This window comes from Sphingobium sp. RS1 (assembly GCF_056156825.1).
Window position 1 is genome coordinate 2,411,354 of record NZ_JBLZXE010000002.1, and the last position, 21,701, is coordinate 2,433,054.

Here is a 21,701-nt window from a genome sequence, read left to right on the forward strand (position 1 = left end):
ACGAACGGGGAGAGGGACGAGCATGCGGATTTTGGTGACGCTTCTGGCGGGCAGCGCGATGGCGCTCACCGCCGGCGCGGCATGGGCGCAAACCCCCGATGAGGCAGACAGCCCCCGCCAGCCGATCATCGTCACCGCGCCGGGCGGCGCGGTCGATATCGACGACGCGCTGACCCTGACCGCAGCCGACATCAGCCGCACCGGCAGCCCCGATTTCCTCGGCGCCCTGACCCGCAATTTCGCCGGCGTCACGTTGCAGGACGCGCAGAATAACCCCTGGCAACCCAATCTCGTTTATCGCGGCTTCACCGCCTCCCCGCTTCAGGGCCAGTCGCAGGGCATCGCCGTCTATCTGGACGGCGCCCGCTTCAACCAGCCCTTTGGCGACACCGTCCAGTTCGACCTGCTGCCCGAAGCCGCGATCCGCAGCGTCAACCTGCTCGACAAGAGTGCCGTCTACGGCCTCAATGCCCTTGGCGGCGCGCTGACGCTGGAAACCAAGACCGGCGCCAGCGATCCGGGGCTGGAGGCCAGCCTCTCCCACGGCCGCTTCGGCATGATGGAAGCCAGCGTGGCGGGCGGCACCGCATGGAACGCTGGGGGGGTGACTGGAGCGCCTTCGGCGCCTTCCAATATACGCATGACGATGGCTGGCGCGATCATTCGCCCTCCACCCTCTATAATGGCTATGCCGACCTCGGCTTCGACACCGCGACCGGCGGCCTGCATCTCAAAGTCGTCGGCGCCAACACCAACCTGACCGGCAATGGCGTCTCCCCGGTCGAACTGCTGGCCGCTGACCGCCGCGCCGTCTTCACCTGGCCCGACAACAGCCGCAGCCGCTTTGGCCGGGTCAGCCTTCACCCCTGGGTCGCTCTGTCCGACACCACCCGGATCGAAGGCACACTCTACGCCCAGAAACTCACCCTGCGCACCGTCAATGGCGATGCCGCCGATATCGGAGGGTGCGAGGATGACGATGATGCCGGCTTCGTCTGCCTCGAAACCGTCAGCGCGGACGATGATGACGAGGAACAGGCCGTCCTGACCGACGCCGATGGCAACCCCATTGTCGATACGCTGGATGGCGAAGGCTATGGCGTGCTCAACCGGGGCCGCACCGCCACGCGGGCCATGGGCGCGCTGGTGCAACTGATCGACAAGCGCACGCTCGGCGCAGGCGAAAATGTCTTCGCCCTGGGCTTCAGCTACGACAGCAGCCGCACCCGTTTCGACACCTCCACGGAACTGGGTGCCCTGACCGACGACCGCAGCGTTGATGGTCTTGGCCCGATCATCGTGCAGGACGATAATGCCATCGCCCCGGTCGGCCTTGTCGCCCATACCGATTATTGGGGCGTCTTCGCGCAGGATCGCCTGCCGATCACATCGCGCCTCTCCGCCGAAATCGCCCTGCGCTACAACAATGCCCGCATCGTCATGCAGGACCAGATCGGCACGGCCTTGAACGGCCGCCATCGGTTCGAACGGCTGAATCCCGGCATCGAATTCGACTATGCCCTGTCGGACAGCGTCAGCCTGCGCGCCGGCTATGCGGAAAGCAACCGCGTGCCGACCCCGGCCGAACTCTCCTGCGCCGACGAAAATGCGCCATGCAGCCTCACCAACTTCTTCATCGCCGATCCGCCGCTGAAGCAGGTCGTCGCCAAAAGCTGGGAAGCAGGCGCCAGTGGCAAGGGGCAGGTCGGCGGCTTCGCCCTCGACTGGCTGCTGTCGGCCTATCGCACCGACAATCGTAACGACATCCAATATGTCGCCTCCGAAATCCGGGGCCGCGCCTATTTCCGCAATATCGGCATGACCCGGCGGCAGGGTATCGAAGCCACCCTGCGCGCCAGCCGGGGCGGATTCACAGCGGGCCTGAGCTACGCCTTCACCGACGCCAGCTATCGCGCCCCGCTCACCCTCTCCAGCCCCGCCAATCCGTCGGCGGACGAAGATGGCCTGATCGCGGTGGAACGCGGCGACCGCCTGCCCGGCATCCCCCGCCACAGCGCGACGCTCAGCCTGGATTATGCAGGCAAGGGTTGGGCCATCGGCGGCGATCTGCTCGCTCGCTCCGGCCAATATCTGATCGGCGACGAAGGCAATGACGAGGCAAGGCTGGGCGGCTATGCAGTAGTCAACCTGCGCGCCAGCGTGGACCTCATCAAGGGCGTCAGCCTGTTCGGCACGCTCAGCAATGCCTTCAACCGGCGCTACGCCACCTTCGGCACTTTCAGCGAGGTGGACGAGATCGAACTGGACGAAGCCCCCGACGCCTCCAATCCCCGCGCCTACGGCCCCGGCGTACCCCGCCGGTGGCAGGTCGGCATGAAGGCGCGCTTCTGAAGCAATTCAAGTCATTGATTATAAAGAAAAATAGGATAGCATGCGTACAACCCCAACGCATGCCATCCTGAATGCCCTTGTTTAACAACGGCTTGCATTTCAGAAAAACCGAAACACCTGTCCAACTCGCTGTCGCATTTACGGCACATCCACCCGCGGCATCAGCATCGCTTCCAGCCCCGGATAGAGATGCGACACGCTGCGCTGCAACTCGTAGCGCGCCGCCGCCATATTCGCGAAGCGCTCGGGAATCGGCAGTTCCCCTGCCTCCACCATGTCCAGCCCGCCCTGCACCGCCTGCGTCAGCGTCGCTTCCAGCCAGTCGATCCAGTCGCGCGTCTGGTCGATCGCCGCCGTCCCGTCCGCGTCGAACGGCCCATGGCCCGGCACCACCCCCTTGTGCGGCAACGCCTTCAACTGATCCAGACTGGCGCGCCATTTGGTGAGGTCCGCGGTCGGCGTACTCGGCGCCCGGTCGTGAAAGACGAGGTCGCCGCCCAGCAGCAACCCGGTCTGCGCATCGATCAGGGCAAGGTCCGCCCGGCTATGCCCCGACAAAGCCAGCAGCCGCAGTTTCCGGTCACCAAAATCCTCTTCCCCCTGCCCGATCACCCTTCCCGGCAGGACCAGGTCCGTACCCCGCATCCAGTCGCCCAGCAGCCGGTACATGCCATCGGCATAGCCCTGCCCCTCCGCCCGCAGCGCGTCGATCGTGCCGGGCAGCGCCGCGACGATGGCCGGGTCGAACGCCGCCAGCCCCATGCCATGATCGGGATGGAGATGGCTGACATAGACCCGCACCACCGGCTTGCCCGTCAGTTGCTCCGCTGCCTGCCGCAGCGCGCGGGCATAGCGCACCGACGGCCCGCATTCCCACAGCACCGTCCCGGCCGGCGTGGCGATGATCGCGATATTGGCGATCGCCCCGCCATTGCCCGCCTCAATCGCTTCGTCAGCGCCGCGCACCAGCCACAGACCCGCTCCGATCGGCTCCGGCACGATCGCATAATCCGCCGCCTGCGCAGGCACTGTCGCCAGCGCCGCCATGCTCCCCAGCAATGATCGCCGCGACAGGATCATCGGCCACCCGGCATCGGCGATTGCCGTGCCACGTTCAGCGCCGCCCGATATTCGCGCCCATTGGTATCGCGCGCCTCGATGCGCAGCGCCTCCCCCGCGCCGCCATCGACTATCAGCGTGATCGCCGGGTCTTCGGCTACCGCCGCCCATATTGCCATCTCGCCCAGCACCCGCTCCCCCGCCTTCACGCTCAGCGCCTCCAGATGATAGGTGGCGATGTTGTCGACCAGCCCGGTATCCATCGGATGTCGGAAGTTCAGCCTGACCCGGCTGACATGGTTCGGCATCGGCCAGGCCTCGCCCCGTATCTCGCCCAGATGATCGGCCCAGTCGCCCTTTACCCGGCTGACCGGCGGCGCGGAACATCCCCCGCCCGCCGCATCGACCCAGCCGCCCGACACCAGCCATTCACCGCTCGCCAGTTGCACCGCGCCCCGCACCGGCGTCCGCTGGTCCAGCTTGATCCGGGTCGCGACATAGGCTGCGGCACGGGTCGGGCGATAATCGATCGCGATCGGTATGGGGTTCAGGTCGACCAGCAGCACCATGCGAGTGACGCCGGGAATGGCGCGAGCGTCGATCGCGACCGGAAAGGACCGCTGATTCTCCGCGATCATCGGAAAGTCGACCTTCACCCGCGGATCGAACCGCACCGGATCATCGCCAAACAGGGTGCGGGCATGCGCGCCCCACATCGGCGATCCCAGCGGATCAGCGGGCGTAGTCGCCCCGGCATCGGCCGCGACCGACACCAGGGCGATCGCGACCCAAAGGCTTGCCTGCCTTTGCATTATCCTTCTCCCTTATGGTGGGGTCTATTCTCCTGCGTCGCAGGTTACCATTGGCCGTTGGTCGTATCGGGAGAGAGACATGCGCCCTGCCCATATCGGCGTCCTTATCGCCGCCCTGCTACTGCACGCGCCCGCGCTGGCGCAGGACGCGCTGTTCAATGCGGACGGCTATCGCATCGCCCATTATCGCGCGCCGGTGCATCAGGCGCCACCGGGCGTCGGCCGCATTGCCCAACAAGCCGCCGCCCAGTTGCGCCCCGGCCGCGATGCCCTCTTCATCGACGTGCTGCCGGCCGAGGGCGGCCACAGGGAAGCGGACGGGCGCTGGCGGCTCGCAACGGCGCATGCGTCCATTCCCGGCGCCCACTGGTTCCCCGAAGCCGGGCGGGGCGAACTGGCCCCCGGCATCGGCGACTGGTTCATGCAGGGCATCGCCCGATTGACCGAGGGGCGGCGCGACCGGATGTTGATCCTCTTCTGCCGGTCGGATTGCTGGATGGGCTGGAATGCGGCCAAAAGGCTGCGGTCGCAGGGCTATGCCAATATCTGGTGGCTGGCCGAAGGAGTCGAGGGCTGGACCGACCTCAACCGGCCACTTTCCCGCGTCGATCCCGACGGCGGAACCGCCCCATAGGACCAAAGGTCAATTGTGCGCAGCCCTCCTGTGGTCGCACTCTCTCCCCAATCCGGCGGACCAAGCCGTACGATTCCATGGAGAGTGATTTGACTGACCTGCGCATTCCGGCCTGCCTGCTGACCGCTGCTGCCCTCGCTGTTTCGCTGCCGGCCTCGGCCAAGGACATCATCGTCCACATGAAGAATCAGGGGGCCGACGGCGCCATGGTGTTCGAGCCCAGCTATGTGAAGGCCGCGCCCGGCGACACGATCCGTTTCCAGCCGTCCGACGCCAGCCATAATGCCGAAACCATGGCCAACATGCTGCCCGCCGGCGCCACGCCGATGAAGGGCGTGATGAACAAGGAAGCGGTGCTGACCGTCAGCAAGAGCGGCCTCTACGGCATCAAGTGCATGCCCCATTATTCGATGGGCATGGTCGCGCTGGTGCAGGTGGGCAAGGTGACGCCGGCCGACATCGCCGCTGCCAAGGCCGTCAAGCTGCCGCCCTTCGCCGCGAAGCGCATGACCGCCGCGCTCGCCAAGGTGAAGTGAGCTTCGGCCCTTTCATTCAGACGCATATCATTCGGGAGTAGAGCCATGTTGCAGCAGGTGATGGAGCGTTTCGCGGGGAAGACGCTGATCCGCGAACAATATGAAAATTATATCGGCGGCCAGTGGGTCGCCCCGGTGCAGGGCGAATATTTCGACAATATCTCGCCCGTCACCGGTCAGGTCGTCGGCAAGATTGCGCGCGGCACCGCCGGCGATATCGAACTGGCGCTGGACGCCGCGCACAAGGCGAAGGACGCCTGGGGCAAGACCTCGCCGACCGAGCGCAGCAATATCCTGCTCAAGATGGCCGACCGGATGGAGGCCAATCTGGACCTCATCGCGATGGCCGAGACGATCGACAACGGCAAACCGATCCGCGAAACGACGCATGCAGACGTCCCTCTCGCGATCGACCATTTCCGCTATTTCGCCGGCTGCGTGCGTGCACAGGAAGGCTCGATCGCGGAAATCGACCATGACACGATCGCCTATCACTTCCACGAGCCCCTCGGCGTCGTCGGCCAGATCATCCCCTGGAACTTCCCGCTGTTGATGGCGGTTTGGAAGCTCGCCCCCGCGCTGGCCGCGGGCAACTGCATCGTGCTCAAGCCTGCCGAACAGACGCCGATGTCGATCCTGGTGCTGATGGAAATCATCGGCGACCTGCTGCCGCCTGGCGTGCTCAACGTCGTCAACGGCTTCGGCGTCGAAGCGGGCAAGCCGCTCGCCACCAACAAGCGCATCAGCAAGATCGCCTTCACCGGTGAAACCACCACCGGCCGCCTCATCATGCAGTACGCCTCGGAAAATCTGATCCCGGTCACGCTGGAACTGGGCGGCAAGTCGCCCAACATCTTCTTCGAAGACGTCATGGACGCCGACGATGATTATTTCGACAAGTGCCTGGAGGGCTTCGCGATGTTCGCCCTCAATCAGGGTGAAGTCTGCACCTGCCCCAGCCGCGCGCTCATTCAGGAATCCATCTACGAAAAGTTCATCGAACGCGCCATCGCCCGGGTGAAGGCGATCAAGCAGGGCAGCCCGCTCGACCCCGGCACCATGATCGGTGCGCAGGCCTCGAACGACCAGCTCGAAAAGATCCTATCCTATATCGAGATCGGCCTCAATGAAGGCGCCGAGCTGCTGACCGGCGGCGAGCGCGCATCGCTTGATGGCGAACTGGCCGACGGCTATTATGTGACCCCGACCGTGCTGAAGGGCCACAACAAGATGCGCATCTTCCAGGAGGAGATTTTCGGGCCGGTCCTGTCGGTCACGACCTTCAAGGATGAAGCCGAAGCGCTCGCCATCGCCAACGACACGCTCTACGGCCTGGGCGCGGGCGTCTGGACCCGCGACGGCAGCCGCGCCTATCGCATGGGCCGCGCCATCCAGGCGGGTCGCGTCTGGACCAACTGCTACCATGCCTATCCGGCCCACGCAGCCTTTGGCGGCTACAAGCAGTCGGGCATCGGCCGCGAAACCCACAAGATGATGTTGGATCATTATCAGCAAACCAAGAATCTGCTGGTCAGCTACAGTCCCAAGGCATTGGGCTTCTTCTAAAGCGGCGAACGGTTCGTCAGAAGGCGTTCTCCCTCTCCAACACGCCTTCGACGGCGGCGGACACCCTTTCCCCGGTGTCCGCCGCACCGTTGTTTCGAGGGACCGGAGGTCAGACATGACGGCACTTCCACCACGGATATTGGCGACGGCAGACGCCGAGGCACTGATGCAACGGCTGACGGACAAGCACGGCCCGCTGATGTTCCATCAGTCGGGCGGCTGCTGCGATGGCTCCGCGCCGATGTGTTTCCCCCGCGGTGAGTTCAAGGTCGGCGGACAGGATGTGCTGTTGGGCCATGTCGCGGGCGACATCCCTGTCTGGATCGGCGCGGCGCAATTCGAATATTGGCGCCATACCCAGGTGACGATCGACGTCGTGCCGGGGCGCGGCGCAGGCATGTCGCTGGAAAGCCCGGAAGGCGTGCGTTTCATCGTCCGGTCCCGCATATTCGACGACGACGAAAATGCCCGACTGGAAGCGGCCGGCGATCCGCCCAGAGGGAACGCCTTCGTCGGGTAGATGACGCAATTTCCCCGGATGACAATGGGGCGCAGGACAGTGCATAACCCCCGGAAAAGGGGGAGGCGATGGGGAGAGAAGCATGACCATGCTGGCGTCGGAGATCGGCTTTGCATCAAGCCATTCGCATGATCCTGCCATAGCGATGGCGGAGGTTGCCCGGCAGCTGGGGGACACCCCGCTGGCGGGCACGCTGCTGTTCTGCTCCCATCGCTTCGATCGTGATGCCCTGGCCCGCGCGGTCAACCGCCACAGCGAGCAGGTCGTCGCGATCGGCTGCACCAGTTCGGGCGAACTGACCGAGGCCGGCTATGACGAGGACAGCCTGAGCGTCATCGGCTTTCCGGCCGACGCCTTTCACCTGACATCCCATATCTTCGACGATATCGACGCCTTCGACCCCGTCGCCGCACGGGAGGAAATTCGTGCACTCGCCGCCATCGCCGATCGCGACAGCCGCCATCTGGGGGACAAGGTCAATCATGTCGCGCTCTTCCTAGTCGATGGCCTGTCCCACCGCGAGGAATTGCTGACGATGACGATGCAGGATGCGCTGGGCGACATTCCGCTGATCGGCGGGTCGTCCGGCGACGGCCTCGCCTTTCGCGAGACGGCGATTTTCGAGGGCGGCCGCTTTCACACGCGCGCGGCCGTGATCGCCATCCTGTCCACGCCGCGGCCAATCCATGTGTTCAAGGCGCAGCATTATCGCCCCGGCGCCGCGAAGATGGTCGTCACCGGCGCCATCCCGCAGGACCGGATCGTGACCGAAATCAATGCCGAACCAGCGGCACAGGAATATCTGCGGCTGGCAGGGCATGCCGGCGAGGAGCTGGGGCTGGCCTTCTACGCCGCGCATCCCCCTATGGTGCGGGCCGGCGGCGACTATCATGTCCGCTCGATCCAGAGCGCCAATGCGGACGGCAGCCTGACCTTCTATTGCGCCATCGACGAAGGCATCGTGCTGACCGTGGGCGAACCGATCGACCGCATCGCCGGCATGGAATCGATGTTCGCCGATATCGGCGCCCATGTTGGACAGGTCGACCGGATCATCGCCTTCGATTGCGTGCTTAACCGCATCGACGCGCAGCAGCGGCAAATCACGCGTGCCGTGTCCGAACTGTACGGCCGCCACCGCGTGATCGGGTTCAACACCTATGGCGAGCAATATCATGCGCTGCACGTCAACCAGACGTTCAGCGGGCTTGCGATCGGACGATGAGCGTGGCCGAACGCGACGACGAACTGGATGGCTTGCGTGAAGAGAACCGCAAGTTGCGCAAGATCAATGCGGCATTGATCGACCGGGTAGAACGGTCGAGCGACATGGCCGGCAATGCCTTTTCGATGTTCGAAACCGCGATCACGCTGGAAGCCATGGTGCGCGACCGGACCATGGAGTTGGAGGATGCGCTGGGCCGACTGGCCACTGCCAATGCAGACCTGGCGCAGGCCCATGCCACCGCCGATGCGGCGCAGGGGCGGCTGCGCGACGCGATCGATTCGATCAACGAAGGCTTCGTCCTGTTCGACGCCGAGGATCGGCTGGTCCTGTATAATGACGCCTATCTCGGCTTCTGGCCGGAAATCGCCGACCATGTTCGCGAAGGCCTGTCCTTCGAGGAAGTGGCCCGCCTGGCTGCGGCCTATCATCAGCCGCTTGGATCAGTAGTGGCCCCCGATCGCTGGGTATCCGACCGACTGGCGCGCCACAGCATCGCCGATGGCGGGCATGTTCAGGCGCTCGCGGACGGGCGCTGGGTCCAGATCAACGAATTGCGCACCAGCGAAGGCGGGATCGTCGGCATCTATACCGACATTACCGAAGTCAAGGCGGAGGATGCCCGCAACCGCGCGCTGGAACTGGCCGAGCGCAATCTGGTGCTGCAATCGACATTGGACAACCTGTCAGAAGGCGTGTGCCTGTTCGACCCGCAGGGCCGCATCGCCGCATGGAACGAAGCGTTGCAGCATCTTCTGGGCCTGCCCGACGACTGGGTGCAGGACGGCGCCAGCCACGCCGCGCTGCTCACCTGGTGCCGCGACCATCTGGGCATGGCCGATCAGGGCTGTCTCGACTGGCGCGGCGATCAGCCCGGCGAACCGGCCCATGCCCTTGTCGCGGCCGGCGACCGCCATTTCGAACTGCGCAGCACCGCGCTGGATCGCGGCGGGCAGGTGATCGGCTTCACCGACGTCACCGACATGCTGCGCGCGCAGGCTGGTTTGCAGGAAACTGCCGAAACGCTGGAACGGCGCGTAACCGAACGCACCGCCGAACTGCGCGCCGAAGTCGCCGAGCGGCGCGAGATCGAGGGGCAATTGCGCGACGCCAAGACGGCCGCGGAAAAGGCAAACCTGTCGAAGACCAGCTTCCTTGCCGCCGCCAGCCACGACCTGCTGCAACCGTTGAACGCCGCCCGTCTCTTCGTCGCGGCGCTGGGCGACCGGCGGCTGGCGCTGCCCACCCGCGCGCTCGTCAACCAGACATCGACCGCGCTCGATTCGGTCGAGGATCTGCTGGAGGCGCTGCTGGAGATCAGCCGCCTCGATGCCGGCGCGATCCAGCCGGAAATCAGCGACTTCCGCCTCGACATGCTGCTTGGCACGTTACGGGTGGAGTTCGCCCCGGTGGCGCGCGCGGCCGGGCTGACGCTGGACATGACAAGCGAACCGCTCTGGGTTCGTTCCGACATCCGGCTGGTGCGCCGCATTCTCCAGAATTTCCTGTCCAACGCGCTGCGCTATACCCAGCAGGGATCGGTCCGCGTGGCCTGCACCCTCAGCGCCGCTACGATCCGCGTCAGCGTGATCGACAGCGGTCCGGGCATTGCCGCCGACAAACAGGCATTGGTCTTCGACGAATTTCGCCGGTTCGATACCCGCACCAGCGGCAAGGGGCTGGGCCTCGCCATCGTCAAGCGGGCCAGCGACATGCTGGGCCATCGGGTGACGCTGGAATCCGTGCCGGGGCGCGGATCGACCTTCGCAATCGACCTGCCGGTGGGCGAACCGGTCGCAGACCCTGACAACGGACCATCCACCATGGGCCGCGACCGGACCATGCGCGGCCTCAATGTGTTGGTTATCGACAATGAACGGGCCATCCAGACCGGCATGCGGACGCTGCTGAGCGGCTGGGGCTGCACTGTGCAGACCGCCGCTGGCTTTGACGAGGCGACTGGGTTGTTCGCGTCCGGCGAAATCCCAGACATCATCCTGATCGACTATCATCTCAATGATGGGGAAACAGGCGATGCCGCGCTTGATCGGTTGCGGGTGCATTTCGCCCTGCCTGTTCCTGCCGTGATGATATCCGCCGATCGCGGCAAGGAATTGAAAGCGCGGCTGGACGCCGACGGCATCCCGCTGCTCAACAAGCCCGTCAAGCCGGCGCAATTGCGCGCATTGCTCCGCACCATGCTCAAATAGGGCGCTGCATCCCTTGGACCAGTCTCGTTCAGACGCTACTGGAAGACGATAGCCAGGACCGGGGGCCACATGCATCCGATGCAATTGTTCGAACTGGTGATCGCCATGCTGCTGGCGATCATCCTTCTCCATTATGCCGCGCACAGAATTGGCCTGCCGCCTGCCGTCGCGCTGCTGTCCGGCGGCGTGCTGTTCGCGTTCGTGCCGGGCTTGCCGATGTTGTCGCTCGACCCCGAACTGGTGCTGGTGATCTTCCTGCCGCCGCTGCTGATGGACGGCGCCTGGTTCATCGCGCTGCGCCACCTGCATCGCCACATGCTCGGCATCATCGCGCTGGCGGTGGGCGCGGTGGTCTTCACCACGGCGATCGTCGCACTGGTTACGCATATGCTGGTGCCCGGCCTGCCCTGGGCCGCCTGCGCCGCGCTCGGCGCGATCGTCTCGCCGCCCGATGCCGTCTCCGCCCGCGCCGTGCTGCAACATGTCCGCCTGCCCCGCCGCCTTTCCATCCTGCTGGAGGGTGAAAGCCTGTTCAACGATGCCAGCGGCCTCGTCCTTTTCCGCTTCGCCATCGCCGCCGGCGTCACCGGCGCCTTCAGCCTGGTCGAAGCGGTGGAAAGCTTCCTGCTGCTCGCGATCGGCGGCGCGGCGATCGGTGCGGCAGTCGGCGCTGCCTGGGTCAGGCTGACGCCGCGCCTGGACGACAAATATTTGATGATCGCCTCGTCCCTGCTGGCGCCCTGGGCCTCCTATCTGCTGGCGGAAACGGTGCATGTGTCGGGCGTGATTGCCACCGTGACCACTGGCCTTATCTGCGGCTGGTACCAGCATGTCGTGTTTTCAGCGACGGTGCGGATGAACGGCACGGCCTTCTGGGCAGTGATGATCTTCCTGATGGAGGCCTTCGTCTTCCTGCTGATCGGCTCCTCGCTGCGCGGGGTGATCGATCGGGTCGGCGGATTCGAACTGGTATTGGCGCAAATGATCGTCCCGGTGCTGGCGATCCTGCTGGCGCTGACTCTCGCCCGCTTTGCCTGGGTCTTCGGGTCGGATGGCGTCATCCGCCTGCTGCGCGCCATGGGCGTGCGTCGCTACACGCCGATCGGTCCACGATCGGCCGTCGTGCTCGGCTGGGCCGGCATGCGCGGGGTGGTGACGCTGGCGGTGGCGCTGAGTGTGCCAGAGGGCTTTCCCGGCCGCGATTTCATCTTGGTTGCGGCCTTCGCCGTCATCATCGGCACGGTGCTGATCCAGGGCACCACGCTGGGCGCCGTGATCCGCCTGATGCGGCTGGCGGAACCGGCGAGCGACCGGGCGCGCCTCAGCATGAGCGAGGCGGAAGCCGCCATGGCGCAGGCGCAGCTCCGCGTGGTGGAAGTCCATGCCCATGATGCGGACGGGGTCCTGGTACATCCCCGCCTGCTGGAACGCTATCAGCGCCATGCGACCCTATCGGCCGGCTATGCCGGGCAGGAAGCGGAACATGCCCATATCCTCCACGCCCATTTCGATCTGGTGCTGATGGCGGTGGCCGCCGGCCGCGCCGAACTGCTGCGCCTGCACCGGATCGGCGACATTGACGAACATGTGTTGCAGGAACTGGAGCGCGACCTCGACCTAGAAGAAATGAGCGCACTGTCGGCCAAGGCCTGAAATGCAAATGCGCCGCCAGCCGGAGGGGCAGGCAGCGCATGGCCACATCAGTCGATGTCAGTCGGCGCCGAAATGTACCCGATTCGCCTTGATAACCGCCTGGGTGCGGCTGAGCACGCCCAGCTTTTGCAGGATGGCCGAGACATGCGCCTTGATCGTGGTCATCGACACGCCAAGGTCATGGGCAATCTGCTTGTTGAGCCGGCCATTGACGAGATGACCCAGCACTGTCTTCTGCTGCGGCGTCAGGCTGTCGATGCGCCGGGCGATGTCATCCTCTTCGGCTGAAGGCGCCGCACCCTCCCCCATGGTTTCGGGCAGGTAGATTTCGCCGGATACCACGCGATGCAATGCCTCCACGATCGCGCTGCGCTTGAGCGACTTAGGGATGAACCCTGCCGCACCGGCAGCCAGCGCCTCCTGTACGATGGCCCGGTCGAACGCGCCGGATACCATTACCACCGGCAGGATCGGGAACCGGTCGCGCAGCAATTTAAGGCCATCGAGACGGCGAACGTCGGGAATATTGAGATCGAGCAGGATCAGGTCGAAATTATCCTGCTTTTCCAAGGTCGAAACCGCCTCTTCGAGGCTCGCCGCCTCGAAAATCTCGATATTGTCGAAACTGATGGCAATCACGCTGCGCAACCCGTCGCGCACCAGGGGATGATCGTCGATGATCAGCACCCGCTCCATGATCGCTTCCCCGCCCATATAGTGCCCCATATCATGCCCCTGCCCATGATGATCGGTCAAGCCATGGGACGCGGCCAGCCGCAACGCGCCGGGCGGGAATGCCGGGGCCGGTTGCGTATAATGTCCACGTCCCATGACGATCATTGCCTAGTTCCTTACTTCGGCAGCTTGAACACCCAAAGGGCGCCGCCCTGATTGATATCCTTGAACGACTTGGCGACTTCACCGCCCCACAGCGGCACAGCGCCGCCCCAGCCAGACATCACCGCCACATATTGTTCGCCATCCTGTTCCCAGGTGACGGGCGATCCGACCACGCCGGAACCGGTCTGGAACTTCCACAATTCCTGTCCGGTCTTGGCATCGAACGCCTTGAGGAAGCCTTCGGGCGTGCCGGTAAAGACGAGATTGCCGCCGGTGCTCAGAACGCCGCCCCATAGCGGGGCCTTGTTCTTATATTCCCAGACGATCTTGCCGGTCTTGGGGTCCATCGCGCGCAGGGCGCCGATATGATCTTCGGCGATCGGCTTGATCGTGAAGCCCGCGCCCAGATAGGCAGCCCCCTTCTTGTAGGCGATCGGCTCGTTCCAGATGTCCATGCCCCAGTCGTTTGACGGAATGTAGAACAGGCCGGTATCCTGACTGAACGCCATGGGCATCCAGTTCTTGCCGCCCAGGAAGGATGGCGAGGCGAAGACCGGCTTGCCCTTGCCCTCACCGGGGGCTGGCGGGCGGCCTTCGGGGATATAGTTGGGCTTGCCATTCTTGTTGAAGCCATTGGCCCAGGTCGTCTGCATAACGAACTTGTGGGCGCCCAGGAACTTGCCATTGGTGCGGTCGAGCACGAAGAAATAGCCGTTGCGGTCGGCTTTCGCACCGAGCTTCATCGGCTTGCCGTTGATCGTGGCATCGAAGGGAATGAATTCGTTCACCCCGTCGAAATCCCAGCCATCATGCGGCGTGGTCTGGAAATGCCATTTGATGACGCCGGTGTCCGGATCGATCGCCAGCGTCGAGCTGGTGTAGAGATTGTCGCCGGGACGCAGATGGCTGTTCCAGGGTGCCGGATTGCCGGTGCCGAAGAAGAGCAGGTTGGTTTCCGGGTCATAAGTGCCGCCGAGCCAGGTCGCGCCGCCGCCGCTCTTCCACAGGTCGCCCGGCCAAGTCGCATTGGTCTTGCCGGTGATGCCGTTATCCTTGCCCTTGAGCGTGCCCATATGGCCTTCGATCACCGGGCGATGCCAGACCAGTTCACCGGTGTTGACGTCCCGCGCTTCCACGGCACCGACGACGCCGAATTCGCCGCCCGAATTGCCGGTGATGACCATGCCCTTGACGATCAGGGGCGCGGCGGTGGCGCTATAGCCTTCCTTGTAATCGGCGATCTGCTTGTTCCAGATCACCTTGCCGGTGTTACGGTTGAGGGCCACCAGGCGCGCATCGAGCGTCGCGAAGATGATCTTGTCGCCATAGATGGCCGCACCGCGATTGACGACGTCGCAGCAAGGCATGATCCCGTCGGGCAGGCGGGCGTCATATTGCCATTTTTCCTCGCCGGTGCGGGCATCGAATGCAAAGACGCGCGAATAGCTGCCCGTCACATAGATGGTGCCGTCATAGACGATCGGCTGGGCTTCCTGCCCGCGCTGCTTTTCCCCGCCCAGCGAAGCGGCGAAGGCGGGCACCAGCTTGGACACGTTGCCGCTATTGATCGCATTGAGCGCGCTGAAGCGATGCGCCTGCGGTCCCATGCCGTAGGTCAGCACGTCGCCGGTCGATGCCGCGTCGTTCATCAGATCCGCGTCCGTTGGCCCATTGGCCAGCAGCGGCGCCGCAGCAACCGCCAGCGACAGTGCGGCAACGCCCGACAGCGCCCGCATCATCGGTCCCTTCATAACCATCCTCCCTATTAAAACGGGCGCTCTACGCCCCCCGTTTACGTGCAAATTATGCCACCCCGACAAAGCGGCAATTGGACCTTGGGTCGGGCCTTCACCCGGCTGCGACGGCCGGGGTCCAGGTGACGCCATAGCCGGCAAACAGCGCCTTCATCTCGCCGCTGGTCCCCATGGCAGTGATGATCTCTTCTACCGCATCGCCCAGCGTGCGGCTGTTTTCCTTGACCGCCATGCCGATGTCCCAACCGGGCGAGGCAAAGGCCGGCAGCGGCCCCTTGCGCATCCGGACTGCGGCGGCGGCATCGCCGGCCCGGCGCAGCCCTTCCTCGATCTGCGCGCGGCTCGCCAGCACCGCGTCGGCTCGTCCATCTGTCAGCGCAACCATCGCGTCTGATCCGGTCGGATAGTGGGTGACATCCTTGGCCAGCACGCCACCGAAACTACCGATCAGGTAGAAGTCGGGGATGCTGTCCAGTTCTACCGCCAGCCTGCGGCCCTTCCATTCGGTCGGCATGGCCTCGACCGCCATGCCGCCGCCACCGGCCAGACCAAAGCTTTCGCGATAATAAGGCGCGATGATCGCGACCTGATCGTTGCGCGCAGCGAAGCCGCGATCGAACGGGACATGCAGCATCAGATCGCCCGGCGTGAAGCCCAGCAGCCCGCCTTTCCAAACGCCGTTGCGCAGATCATCGTCGGCGCTTTCGTCCGCGACCAGCTGCGCCACGTCTGCGCGCACGCCCAGCTTGCTCGCGATCGCCTGCGCCAGATCGGCATCGAGGCCAACCAGCTTGCCGCCTTCTTCCCAGGACCATGGGCGGTTATTCTGATAGACGACCACCCGGATGGTGCCGAGCGCCTTGACCTTGGCAAGCGGGGCTGCGCTGAGGCCGCCAGACATCAGCCCGAATGCCAGCGCTGCCCCCGCCCCGCCGATCAGCCCCCGCCGCGAAAGCATGGGCCTTACCCCTGGAACTTGGTTTCGAGCCAGGCGCGAATCGCCCAGCCGGCCTTCTGGCCCAGCACGTCGCCAAAGGGTGGCATATAGACCTTGCCGTCATGGCTGGAACCATGGCGGAAGCGTTCGACAAACCACTGGTCGCCCGAGTCGCCCTGTTCCAGATAGCGCAGGTCCGGCGCGATACCGCCGCTCTCCGCATCCAGCCCATGACAGCGCGCACAATTCTGGCCGTAGGCCGATTGGCCAATCTCTATCGCCTTTGCGTTGCCGCTATAAGGATTCTTTTCAAGCCAGGCTTCGCCGATGTCCGGCAGCGCCGACGTATCCACCGCCTGCGGCGTGACGTCACCATGCGCCATCAATGATGTCGTTGCGGTCATGCCCAGCACAGCCATGGCACCCAGCAATGCGACCCTACCCATTTTCATCACTTCATCCTCACCCGATCGGTTTTCCCTGATGCGGCTGAGTGTAGGCCGGGGTGGGCGGCGCCCCCATTGGCCATTGGTATAATCCCGCAGTTGACGGCCTCTGGGTAGATCGTTGGAACAAGATCAGGGACGGAGAGGAGAGACGAATGAAGCGCATCTTGATGGCCGGGCTGATGATGCTGCCTGCCGCGACCCATGCCGAAACCCTCTATGTCTCCAACGAACGGGGCAATAGCGTCAGTGTAATCGACGCGGCATCCGGCACCGTCACGGCGACATGGGCCGTCGGGGGGCGCCCGCGGGGCATCACCCTGTCGAAGGACGGCCAATATCTCTACATCTGCGCCAGCTTGGATCATGCGGTGCAGGTGATCGAGCGGGCAACCGGCAAGGTCATCGCTGAATTGCCCTCCGGCCAAGATCCTGAGCAATTCTTCCTGTCGCGCGACGGCAAGAGCCTGTTCGTCGCCAATGAGGACGATGCCGCGCTGACTGCGATTGATCTTGCCAGCAAGAGCGTCGCTTTCCAGGTCGATGTCGGCGGCGAACCGGAAGGCGTGGCACAAAGTCCGGACAGCCAATGGGTCGTCGTCACATCCGAGGAAGATAATGTCGTCAACTGGATCGACCTCAAGAGCAGGGCGATGGTCGCCGAAACGCCGGTCGATCTGCGGCCACGCCATGTCGAGTTTACCGGGGACGGGAAGCAATTGTGGGTCGCGGCGGAAGTCGGCGGTACCGTGCAGATCATCGACACCGCCAGCCGCCAAGTGAGCGAGACGCTGCACTTCGCCATTCCCGGCATCCCCGACCATCGCATCCTGCCCTGCGGCATCCGCTTCACGCCAGATGGCAGGACGGCGGTGATCGCGTTGGGCCGGGCTGATCATGTCGCCATCGTCGATGTCGCGACCCGCAAGGTGCGGGCCTATGTGCCCGTGGGCAAGCGCGTCTGGCATGTCGCGGTGAGCGCCGACGGTACCCATGCCTATGCCGCCAATGGCCTTTCGGACAATGTCTCCGTGATTGATCTGGCCAAGGCGGAAGTCACCGGGACGATCGCAGTCGGCGCAGCGCCGTGGGGCATCGTCGCCGCTCCCTGATTCGCGCCCTGTCCCAAGGGATGAGAACCTAAGTCCAATTTCTCCTCCGTCCCTTCCGCCCCACTCTCCGCCCCAGCCGGACACAAGCCGGCGGGAATACAGGGAGGATGATATGAAGGGGACGTTGCGCCTGATGAGCGCGGCTGGAGCGCTGATGCTCGCCGCCACCGCAGCACCGGCCATGGCAGGCACCACCGCGGACCTGCTGAAGCGGCTGCACGAAAAGGGCATCCTGACCGACGACGAATATCAGGAACTGGTCAAGGGACAGGCCACCGAAGCCGCGCAGACGGCAGCAGCGCCCGCACCGGCGGTAACGCCCGACGCGTCGGGGGGCGCGGGCTATGTCCGCATGACCGACAGCGGGGTTGGCCTCCAGATCGGTGACGTGACGCTGAAATTCTCCGGCTCGGTCAACGGCTTCTATGTTCATGACAATGGCGATACGCCGAGCGCCACTACGGCGGTGACGGGCGGGGTTGCGACGGTGGGCGGCAACAGCTCGGCCATCCGCAACGGCCTGCTGCCCGGCTTCCTGAAGGTGGAAGCATCGACCAGCCTGGACGGCTGGGACGTGGGCGCCCATTTCGGCATGTATCCGGGTATCAATTCGGTCAGCTATGTTGGCGGCGGCGCGAATAGCGGCGGCAACCCCCGTGCGCTACAAACCGCCGGCATCGACTTCCGCCAGACCTATCTGACCTTCGGCCGCGCCGGCTTTGGCGAGGTGAAGATCGGCCGCGACATCGGTCTGTTCGGGTCCGAAGCGATCCTCAACGACATCACCCTGCTTTCATCGGGCACGCCGGCGGGCAATGTCGCGCCATCCAACACGACGCTGGGCCGCATCGGCACCGGCTATATCTACACCGACTTCCAGCCACAGATCACCTATACGACGCCAAACTTCAGCGGCTTCACCGCCAGCGTCGGTATTTTCGAACCGCTTTCCTCGCTTACCGGCCCGGCCGAATCGAACAAGCAGCCCGGCTTCCAGGCCAAGCTCGTCTATGATGGCAAGTTCGGCGATGTCGCGACCCGCCTGTGGGCGTCGGGTATCTCTCAGAAGCATAATGTCGTCTCCGGACCGGACTATACCGGCTGGGGCTGGGATGCGGGCGCCAAGGTCACATTCGGGCCGGTCACGCTGGTAGGCACCTATTATGACGCATCGGGCCTGGGCACGACCGCGCTCAACCTGTTCGACACCGATGGCCTCGGCAACAAGCGCGACAGCCATGGCTTCTACCTTCAGGGACTGACCACATTCGGCAAATTCTCGGTCGGCGGCAGCTACGGCGAGAGCAATCTGGACTATGCCAACGTCGCCGACGCGCTGGCCAACCCCACGCTGGTCGACAAGAACAGCAGTTGGGTGGGCCAGGTTCGCTATGGCCTCAACAGCTGGGTGACGTTGCTGGGCGAATATATCAACACCAGGTCGGAAGCGCATAACGGTAACAAGGCCACGTCGGACGCCATCGCTGCGGGTGCCATTCTCTTCTTCTGACGCACCATCCGACCCAAGGGACAATGTCACGGGGCGGGGGCCGCATCCTACAAGGGATGCGGCCCCTTTCCATTTGCAAAAGGCATGAAAAATAGGGACAGGGGCGTCGAGGGGATCGCTATGAAATACACCATCCTGCCTGTCCTGTTGCTGACCGCGCCGACGACGACATGGGCGCAAACGCCCGATGACGCAGCGGGTGAGGCATCGCAGATCATCGTCACCGGCGCTGGGCTGGACCTGCCACCGGGTACGCCGGCCTATGGATCGGTAGTCATCGATCGCAAGCGGTTGATGGACAGCGCATCGGGCCGGATCGAAAGCGCGCTGGCAGACGTCGCCGGTTTCCAGCAGTTCCGCCGGTCGGACAGCCGCGCCTCCAACCCTTCCAACCAAGGCGCTACATTGCGCGCCTTGGGCGGCAATGCGTCCAGCCGTACGCTGGTGCTGCTGGACGGTGTGCCCGTCGCCGATCCCTTCTTCGGTTATATCCCCTTCAGCGCGCTGGCACCCGAAAGATTGTCCGTGGTGCGGGTCACGCGCGGCGGCGGCATCGGCGCCTTTGGCGCAGGGGCCGTTGCCGGAACCATCGAGCTGGCCAGCGCGATCCGCGACCAACTGTCCGATTTTTCCGCCAGTGCCTTTTATGGCAGCCGCGACGCCACCGAATTGTCCGCCGGCCTGACACAGGATCTGGGTGGCGGCTTTGTCTCCCTGTCGGGTCGCTGGGACCGGGGTGATGGTTTCCAGACCACCCCCAAGGACCAGCGCGTCGCCGCCACCGTGCCGGCCGCCTATGACGGCTGGTCGACCAATTTGCGGGCCGTGGCGCCGATCTCTGCGGCATCGGAACTGCAATTCCGCGCGACCCTGTTTGAGGATAATCGCACCCTGCGCTTCGCCGGCGCGGACAGCATGAGCCAGGGGCAGGACGCCAGCATCCGCTACATCAATCGCGGGCCATGGCAGGTCGATGCGCTGGCCTATATCCAGGCGCGCAACTTCTCGAACATCGTCATGTCCTCCTCCACATTCCGCAAGTCGCTCGACCAGCGCAACACGCCCTCGACCGGCATTGGCGGCAAGATCGAAATCCGGCCACCGGTGGGCGAAACGCATCTGCTGCGACTGGGCGTCGATACGCGATTCGCGACCGGCGACATGTATGAGGATGCCTATAACGCCAATCTGGCAACCAATCCGCGCACTTTCCTGCGCCATGCCGGCGGCGACCAGTGGACCACGGGTTTCTTCGCCGAAGACGACTGGACGCTTGGGCGTCTGGTGCTGACGGGCGGTGCACGCGCCGATCGCTGGTCGATCAGCAACGGCTTCTATCATCAGGTCAGCGCCACGACTGGCGCGGCCACCGGCAGCGACTATGCCGACCGATCGGACTGGGAATTTTCGGGCCGGATCGGTGCGCTCTATCATGCGAGCGACGCCTTCGCACTGCGGGCATCGGCCTATAGCGGCTTCCGCCTGCCGACGCTGAACGAGCTATACCGCCCCTTCGTCGTCTTTCCGATCACGACCCAGGCCAACGCTGCGCTCAATCCGGAGAAGCTGAAGGGTGCGGAAGCCGGCATCGACCTGACCCCGGCCGAAGGCATAAGCTTGTCGGCGACCGCCTTCTACAACCGGCTGGACGACGCCATCGCCAATGTCACAGTCGCGACCAACACGCGCCAGCGGCAGAATGTCGACCGGATCGTGGCCAAGGGCGTGGAACTGACCGCTGCCGCCAGGCTGGGCGATTTCAACCTGTCCGCCTCCTATGCCTATAGCCACAGCACCGTACATGCCCCCGGCGCAGCGTTCGACGGCTTCCGCCCGGCTCAGAGCCCCCGGCACGCCGCCAGCGCGACGATCGCCTACAGCCCGGCGCAGGGGCCATCGCTATCGACCACGCTGCGCTATGTCGGCCGGCAATATGAGGATGATCTGCAAAGTGACGTCCTGCCCGATGCGCTGACGCTGGACGCCATCGCCCGCCTGCCGGTCGGCCATGGCGTCAGCCTTGTCGCCCGTGGCGAAAATCTGTTCGACGAAACGATCGTCACCCGCAATGCAGGCGGATCGATGGATCTCGGCACGCCGCGCACCCTGTGGATCGGGGTCAGCTTCGGGGGCTGACGCGATTCGGGCGATCCTGATTCCGATGGCCGTAGCAGCCCTGCTGCTGGTCAATCTGATCGCCTTCACCCTGTTCGGCATGGACAAGCGGCGCGCCCGGATGGGTCTGCGCCGCTTGTCCGAACGCAGCCTGCTGCTCTGGGCGCTGGCAGGCGGAACGGCGGGGGCGTTTCTGGGCCGCCATGTCTTTCGTCACAAGACGCGCAAACAACCCTTCTCGGCGCTGCTCTGGTCTATCGCGGTCGCGCAGATGACGGCGATCGCCGCATGGGCGATGATCTGATTTCAAATGGATATGGAAGAAATGGTGCTGCCGGGGAGGATTGAACTCCCGACCTCAGCCTTACCAAGGATGCGCTCTACCACTGAGCTACGGCAGCACTCTATTTCATCTCCTCA

17 protein-coding genes, 1 tRNA gene and 1 pseudogene are annotated in these 21,701 nt (G+C 64.5%); 12 read left to right on the forward strand and 7 right to left on the reverse strand.

Annotation, left to right across the window (positions count from 1 at the left end; genetic code table 11):
• Window positions 1-22: 22 nt before the first annotated feature.
• A pseudogene (locus tag ACNHGR_RS13470) lies at window positions 23-2,352 on the forward strand (TonB-dependent receptor).
• A 138-nt stretch (window positions 2,353-2,490) separates the two neighbouring features.
• On the opposite strand, the gene ACNHGR_RS13475 reads toward ACNHGR_RS13470, so the two are convergent.
• Together ACNHGR_RS13475 and ACNHGR_RS13480 are read right to left on the reverse strand one after the other, a co-directional pair.
• Window positions 2,491-3,432 carry a quinoprotein relay system zinc metallohydrolase 1 gene (locus ACNHGR_RS13475; RefSeq protein WP_475286726.1) on the reverse strand — a complete coding sequence of 314 codons (942 nt, stop codon included), beginning with the start codon at window positions 3,430-3,432 and terminating at the stop codon, window positions 2,491-2,493.
• Window positions 3,429-4,223 (reverse strand): quinoprotein dehydrogenase-associated SoxYZ-like carrier, encoded by a 795-nt coding sequence (locus ACNHGR_RS13480; protein ID WP_475286728.1) that lies wholly within the window; start codon window positions 4,221-4,223, stop codon window positions 3,429-3,431. Before ACNHGR_RS13480 ends, ACNHGR_RS13475 begins: the two co-directional genes overlap by 4 nt.
• A 79-nt stretch (window positions 4,224-4,302) precedes the next feature.
• On the opposite strand from ACNHGR_RS13480, the gene ACNHGR_RS13485 reads away from it, so the two are divergent.
• The 7 genes from ACNHGR_RS13485 (at window position 4,303) to ACNHGR_RS13515 (ending at window position 12,567) form a co-directional block, all read left to right on the forward strand.
• Window positions 4,303-4,857, forward strand: a complete 555-nt coding sequence (locus ACNHGR_RS13485) for a rhodanese-like domain-containing protein (protein WP_475286730.1) — start codon at window positions 4,303-4,305, stop codon at window positions 4,855-4,857.
• A 77-nt stretch (window positions 4,858-4,934) separates the two neighbouring features.
• The gene (locus ACNHGR_RS13490) at window positions 4,935-5,393 is read left to right on the forward strand and encodes a pseudoazurin (protein WP_184268358.1); all 459 of its coding nucleotides are present in this window, start codon (window positions 4,935-4,937) and stop codon (window positions 5,391-5,393) included.
• Between the two features lie 45 nt (window positions 5,394-5,438).
• Window positions 5,439-6,959, forward strand: a complete 1,521-nt coding sequence (gene adh, locus ACNHGR_RS13495) for an aldehyde dehydrogenase (protein ID WP_184268360.1) — start codon at window positions 5,439-5,441, stop codon at window positions 6,957-6,959.
• A gap of 115 nt (window positions 6,960-7,074) precedes the next feature.
• Window positions 7,075-7,479 (forward strand): DUF779 domain-containing protein, encoded by a 405-nt coding sequence (locus ACNHGR_RS13500; RefSeq protein WP_475286733.1) that lies wholly within the window; start codon window positions 7,075-7,077, stop codon window positions 7,477-7,479.
• A gap of 82 nt (window positions 7,480-7,561) precedes the next feature.
• Window positions 7,562-8,704: an FIST N-terminal domain-containing protein gene (locus ACNHGR_RS13505; RefSeq protein ID WP_475286735.1), complete on the forward strand. Its 1,143-nt coding sequence runs from the start codon at window positions 7,562-7,564 to the stop codon at window positions 8,702-8,704.
• Complete coding sequence (locus ACNHGR_RS13510) at window positions 8,701-10,914, forward strand: hybrid sensor histidine kinase/response regulator (RefSeq protein WP_475286737.1); 2,214 nt, start codon at window positions 8,701-8,703, stop codon at window positions 10,912-10,914. Before ACNHGR_RS13505 ends, ACNHGR_RS13510 begins: the two co-directional genes overlap by 4 nt.
• Window positions 10,915-10,983: 69 nt before the next feature.
• Window positions 10,984-12,567: a Na+/H+ antiporter gene (locus ACNHGR_RS13515; RefSeq protein WP_184268368.1), complete on the forward strand. Its 1,584-nt coding sequence runs from the start codon at window positions 10,984-10,986 to the stop codon at window positions 12,565-12,567.
• Between the two features lie 57 nt (window positions 12,568-12,624).
• On the opposite strand, the gene ACNHGR_RS13520 is transcribed toward ACNHGR_RS13515, so the two are convergent.
• The 4 genes from ACNHGR_RS13520 to pedF all read right to left on the reverse strand — a co-directional run bounded on the left by ACNHGR_RS13520 (window position 12,625) and on the right by pedF (window position 16,550).
• Window positions 12,625-13,407 carry a response regulator transcription factor gene (locus tag ACNHGR_RS13520; RefSeq protein ID WP_184268370.1) on the reverse strand — a complete coding sequence of 261 codons (783 nt, stop codon included), beginning with the start codon at window positions 13,405-13,407 and terminating at the stop codon, window positions 12,625-12,627.
• Between the two features lie 11 nt (window positions 13,408-13,418).
• Window positions 13,419-15,158: a methanol/ethanol family PQQ-dependent dehydrogenase gene (locus ACNHGR_RS13525; RefSeq protein WP_475286740.1), complete on the reverse strand. Its 1,740-nt coding sequence runs from the start codon at window positions 15,156-15,158 to the stop codon at window positions 13,419-13,421.
• Window positions 15,159-15,255: 97 nt separating this feature from the next.
• Window positions 15,256-16,119, reverse strand: coding sequence for a substrate-binding periplasmic protein (locus tag ACNHGR_RS13530; protein WP_475286742.1), 864 nt, complete (start codon window positions 16,117-16,119; stop codon window positions 15,256-15,258).
• Window positions 16,120-16,124: 5 nt separating this feature from the next.
• On the reverse strand, window positions 16,125-16,550 hold the full coding sequence (gene pedF, locus ACNHGR_RS13535; protein ID WP_184268376.1) for a cytochrome c-550 PedF: 426 nt from the start codon (window positions 16,548-16,550) through the stop codon (window positions 16,125-16,127).
• Between the two features lie 149 nt (window positions 16,551-16,699).
• Between pedF and ACNHGR_RS13540 the strand changes: the two genes are divergently transcribed.
• From ACNHGR_RS13540 to ACNHGR_RS13555, 4 genes are all read left to right on the forward strand, one after another.
• Window positions 16,700-17,656 carry a PQQ-dependent catabolism-associated beta-propeller protein gene (locus ACNHGR_RS13540; protein WP_184268378.1) on the forward strand — a complete coding sequence of 319 codons (957 nt, stop codon included), beginning with the start codon at window positions 16,700-16,702 and terminating at the stop codon, window positions 17,654-17,656.
• Between the two features lie 112 nt (window positions 17,657-17,768).
• Window positions 17,769-19,166 carry a porin gene (locus tag ACNHGR_RS13545; RefSeq protein WP_475286745.1) on the forward strand — a complete coding sequence of 466 codons (1,398 nt, stop codon included), beginning with the start codon at window positions 17,769-17,771 and terminating at the stop codon, window positions 19,164-19,166.
• A gap of 120 nt (window positions 19,167-19,286) precedes the next feature.
• Window positions 19,287-21,302, forward strand: a complete 2,016-nt coding sequence (locus ACNHGR_RS13550; protein ID WP_475286747.1) for a TonB-dependent receptor plug domain-containing protein — start codon at window positions 19,287-19,289, stop codon at window positions 21,300-21,302.
• Window positions 21,303-21,327: 25 nt separating this feature from the next.
• The gene (locus tag ACNHGR_RS13555) at window positions 21,328-21,585 is read left to right on the forward strand and encodes a DUF1294 domain-containing protein (protein WP_184268384.1); all 258 of its coding nucleotides are present in this window, start codon (window positions 21,328-21,330) and stop codon (window positions 21,583-21,585) included.
• Between the two features lie 22 nt (window positions 21,586-21,607).
• On the opposite strand, the gene ACNHGR_RS13560 is transcribed toward ACNHGR_RS13555, so the two are convergent.
• Window positions 21,608-21,682, reverse strand: a tRNA-Thr gene (locus ACNHGR_RS13560).
• Window positions 21,683-21,701: the final 19 nt, after the last annotated feature.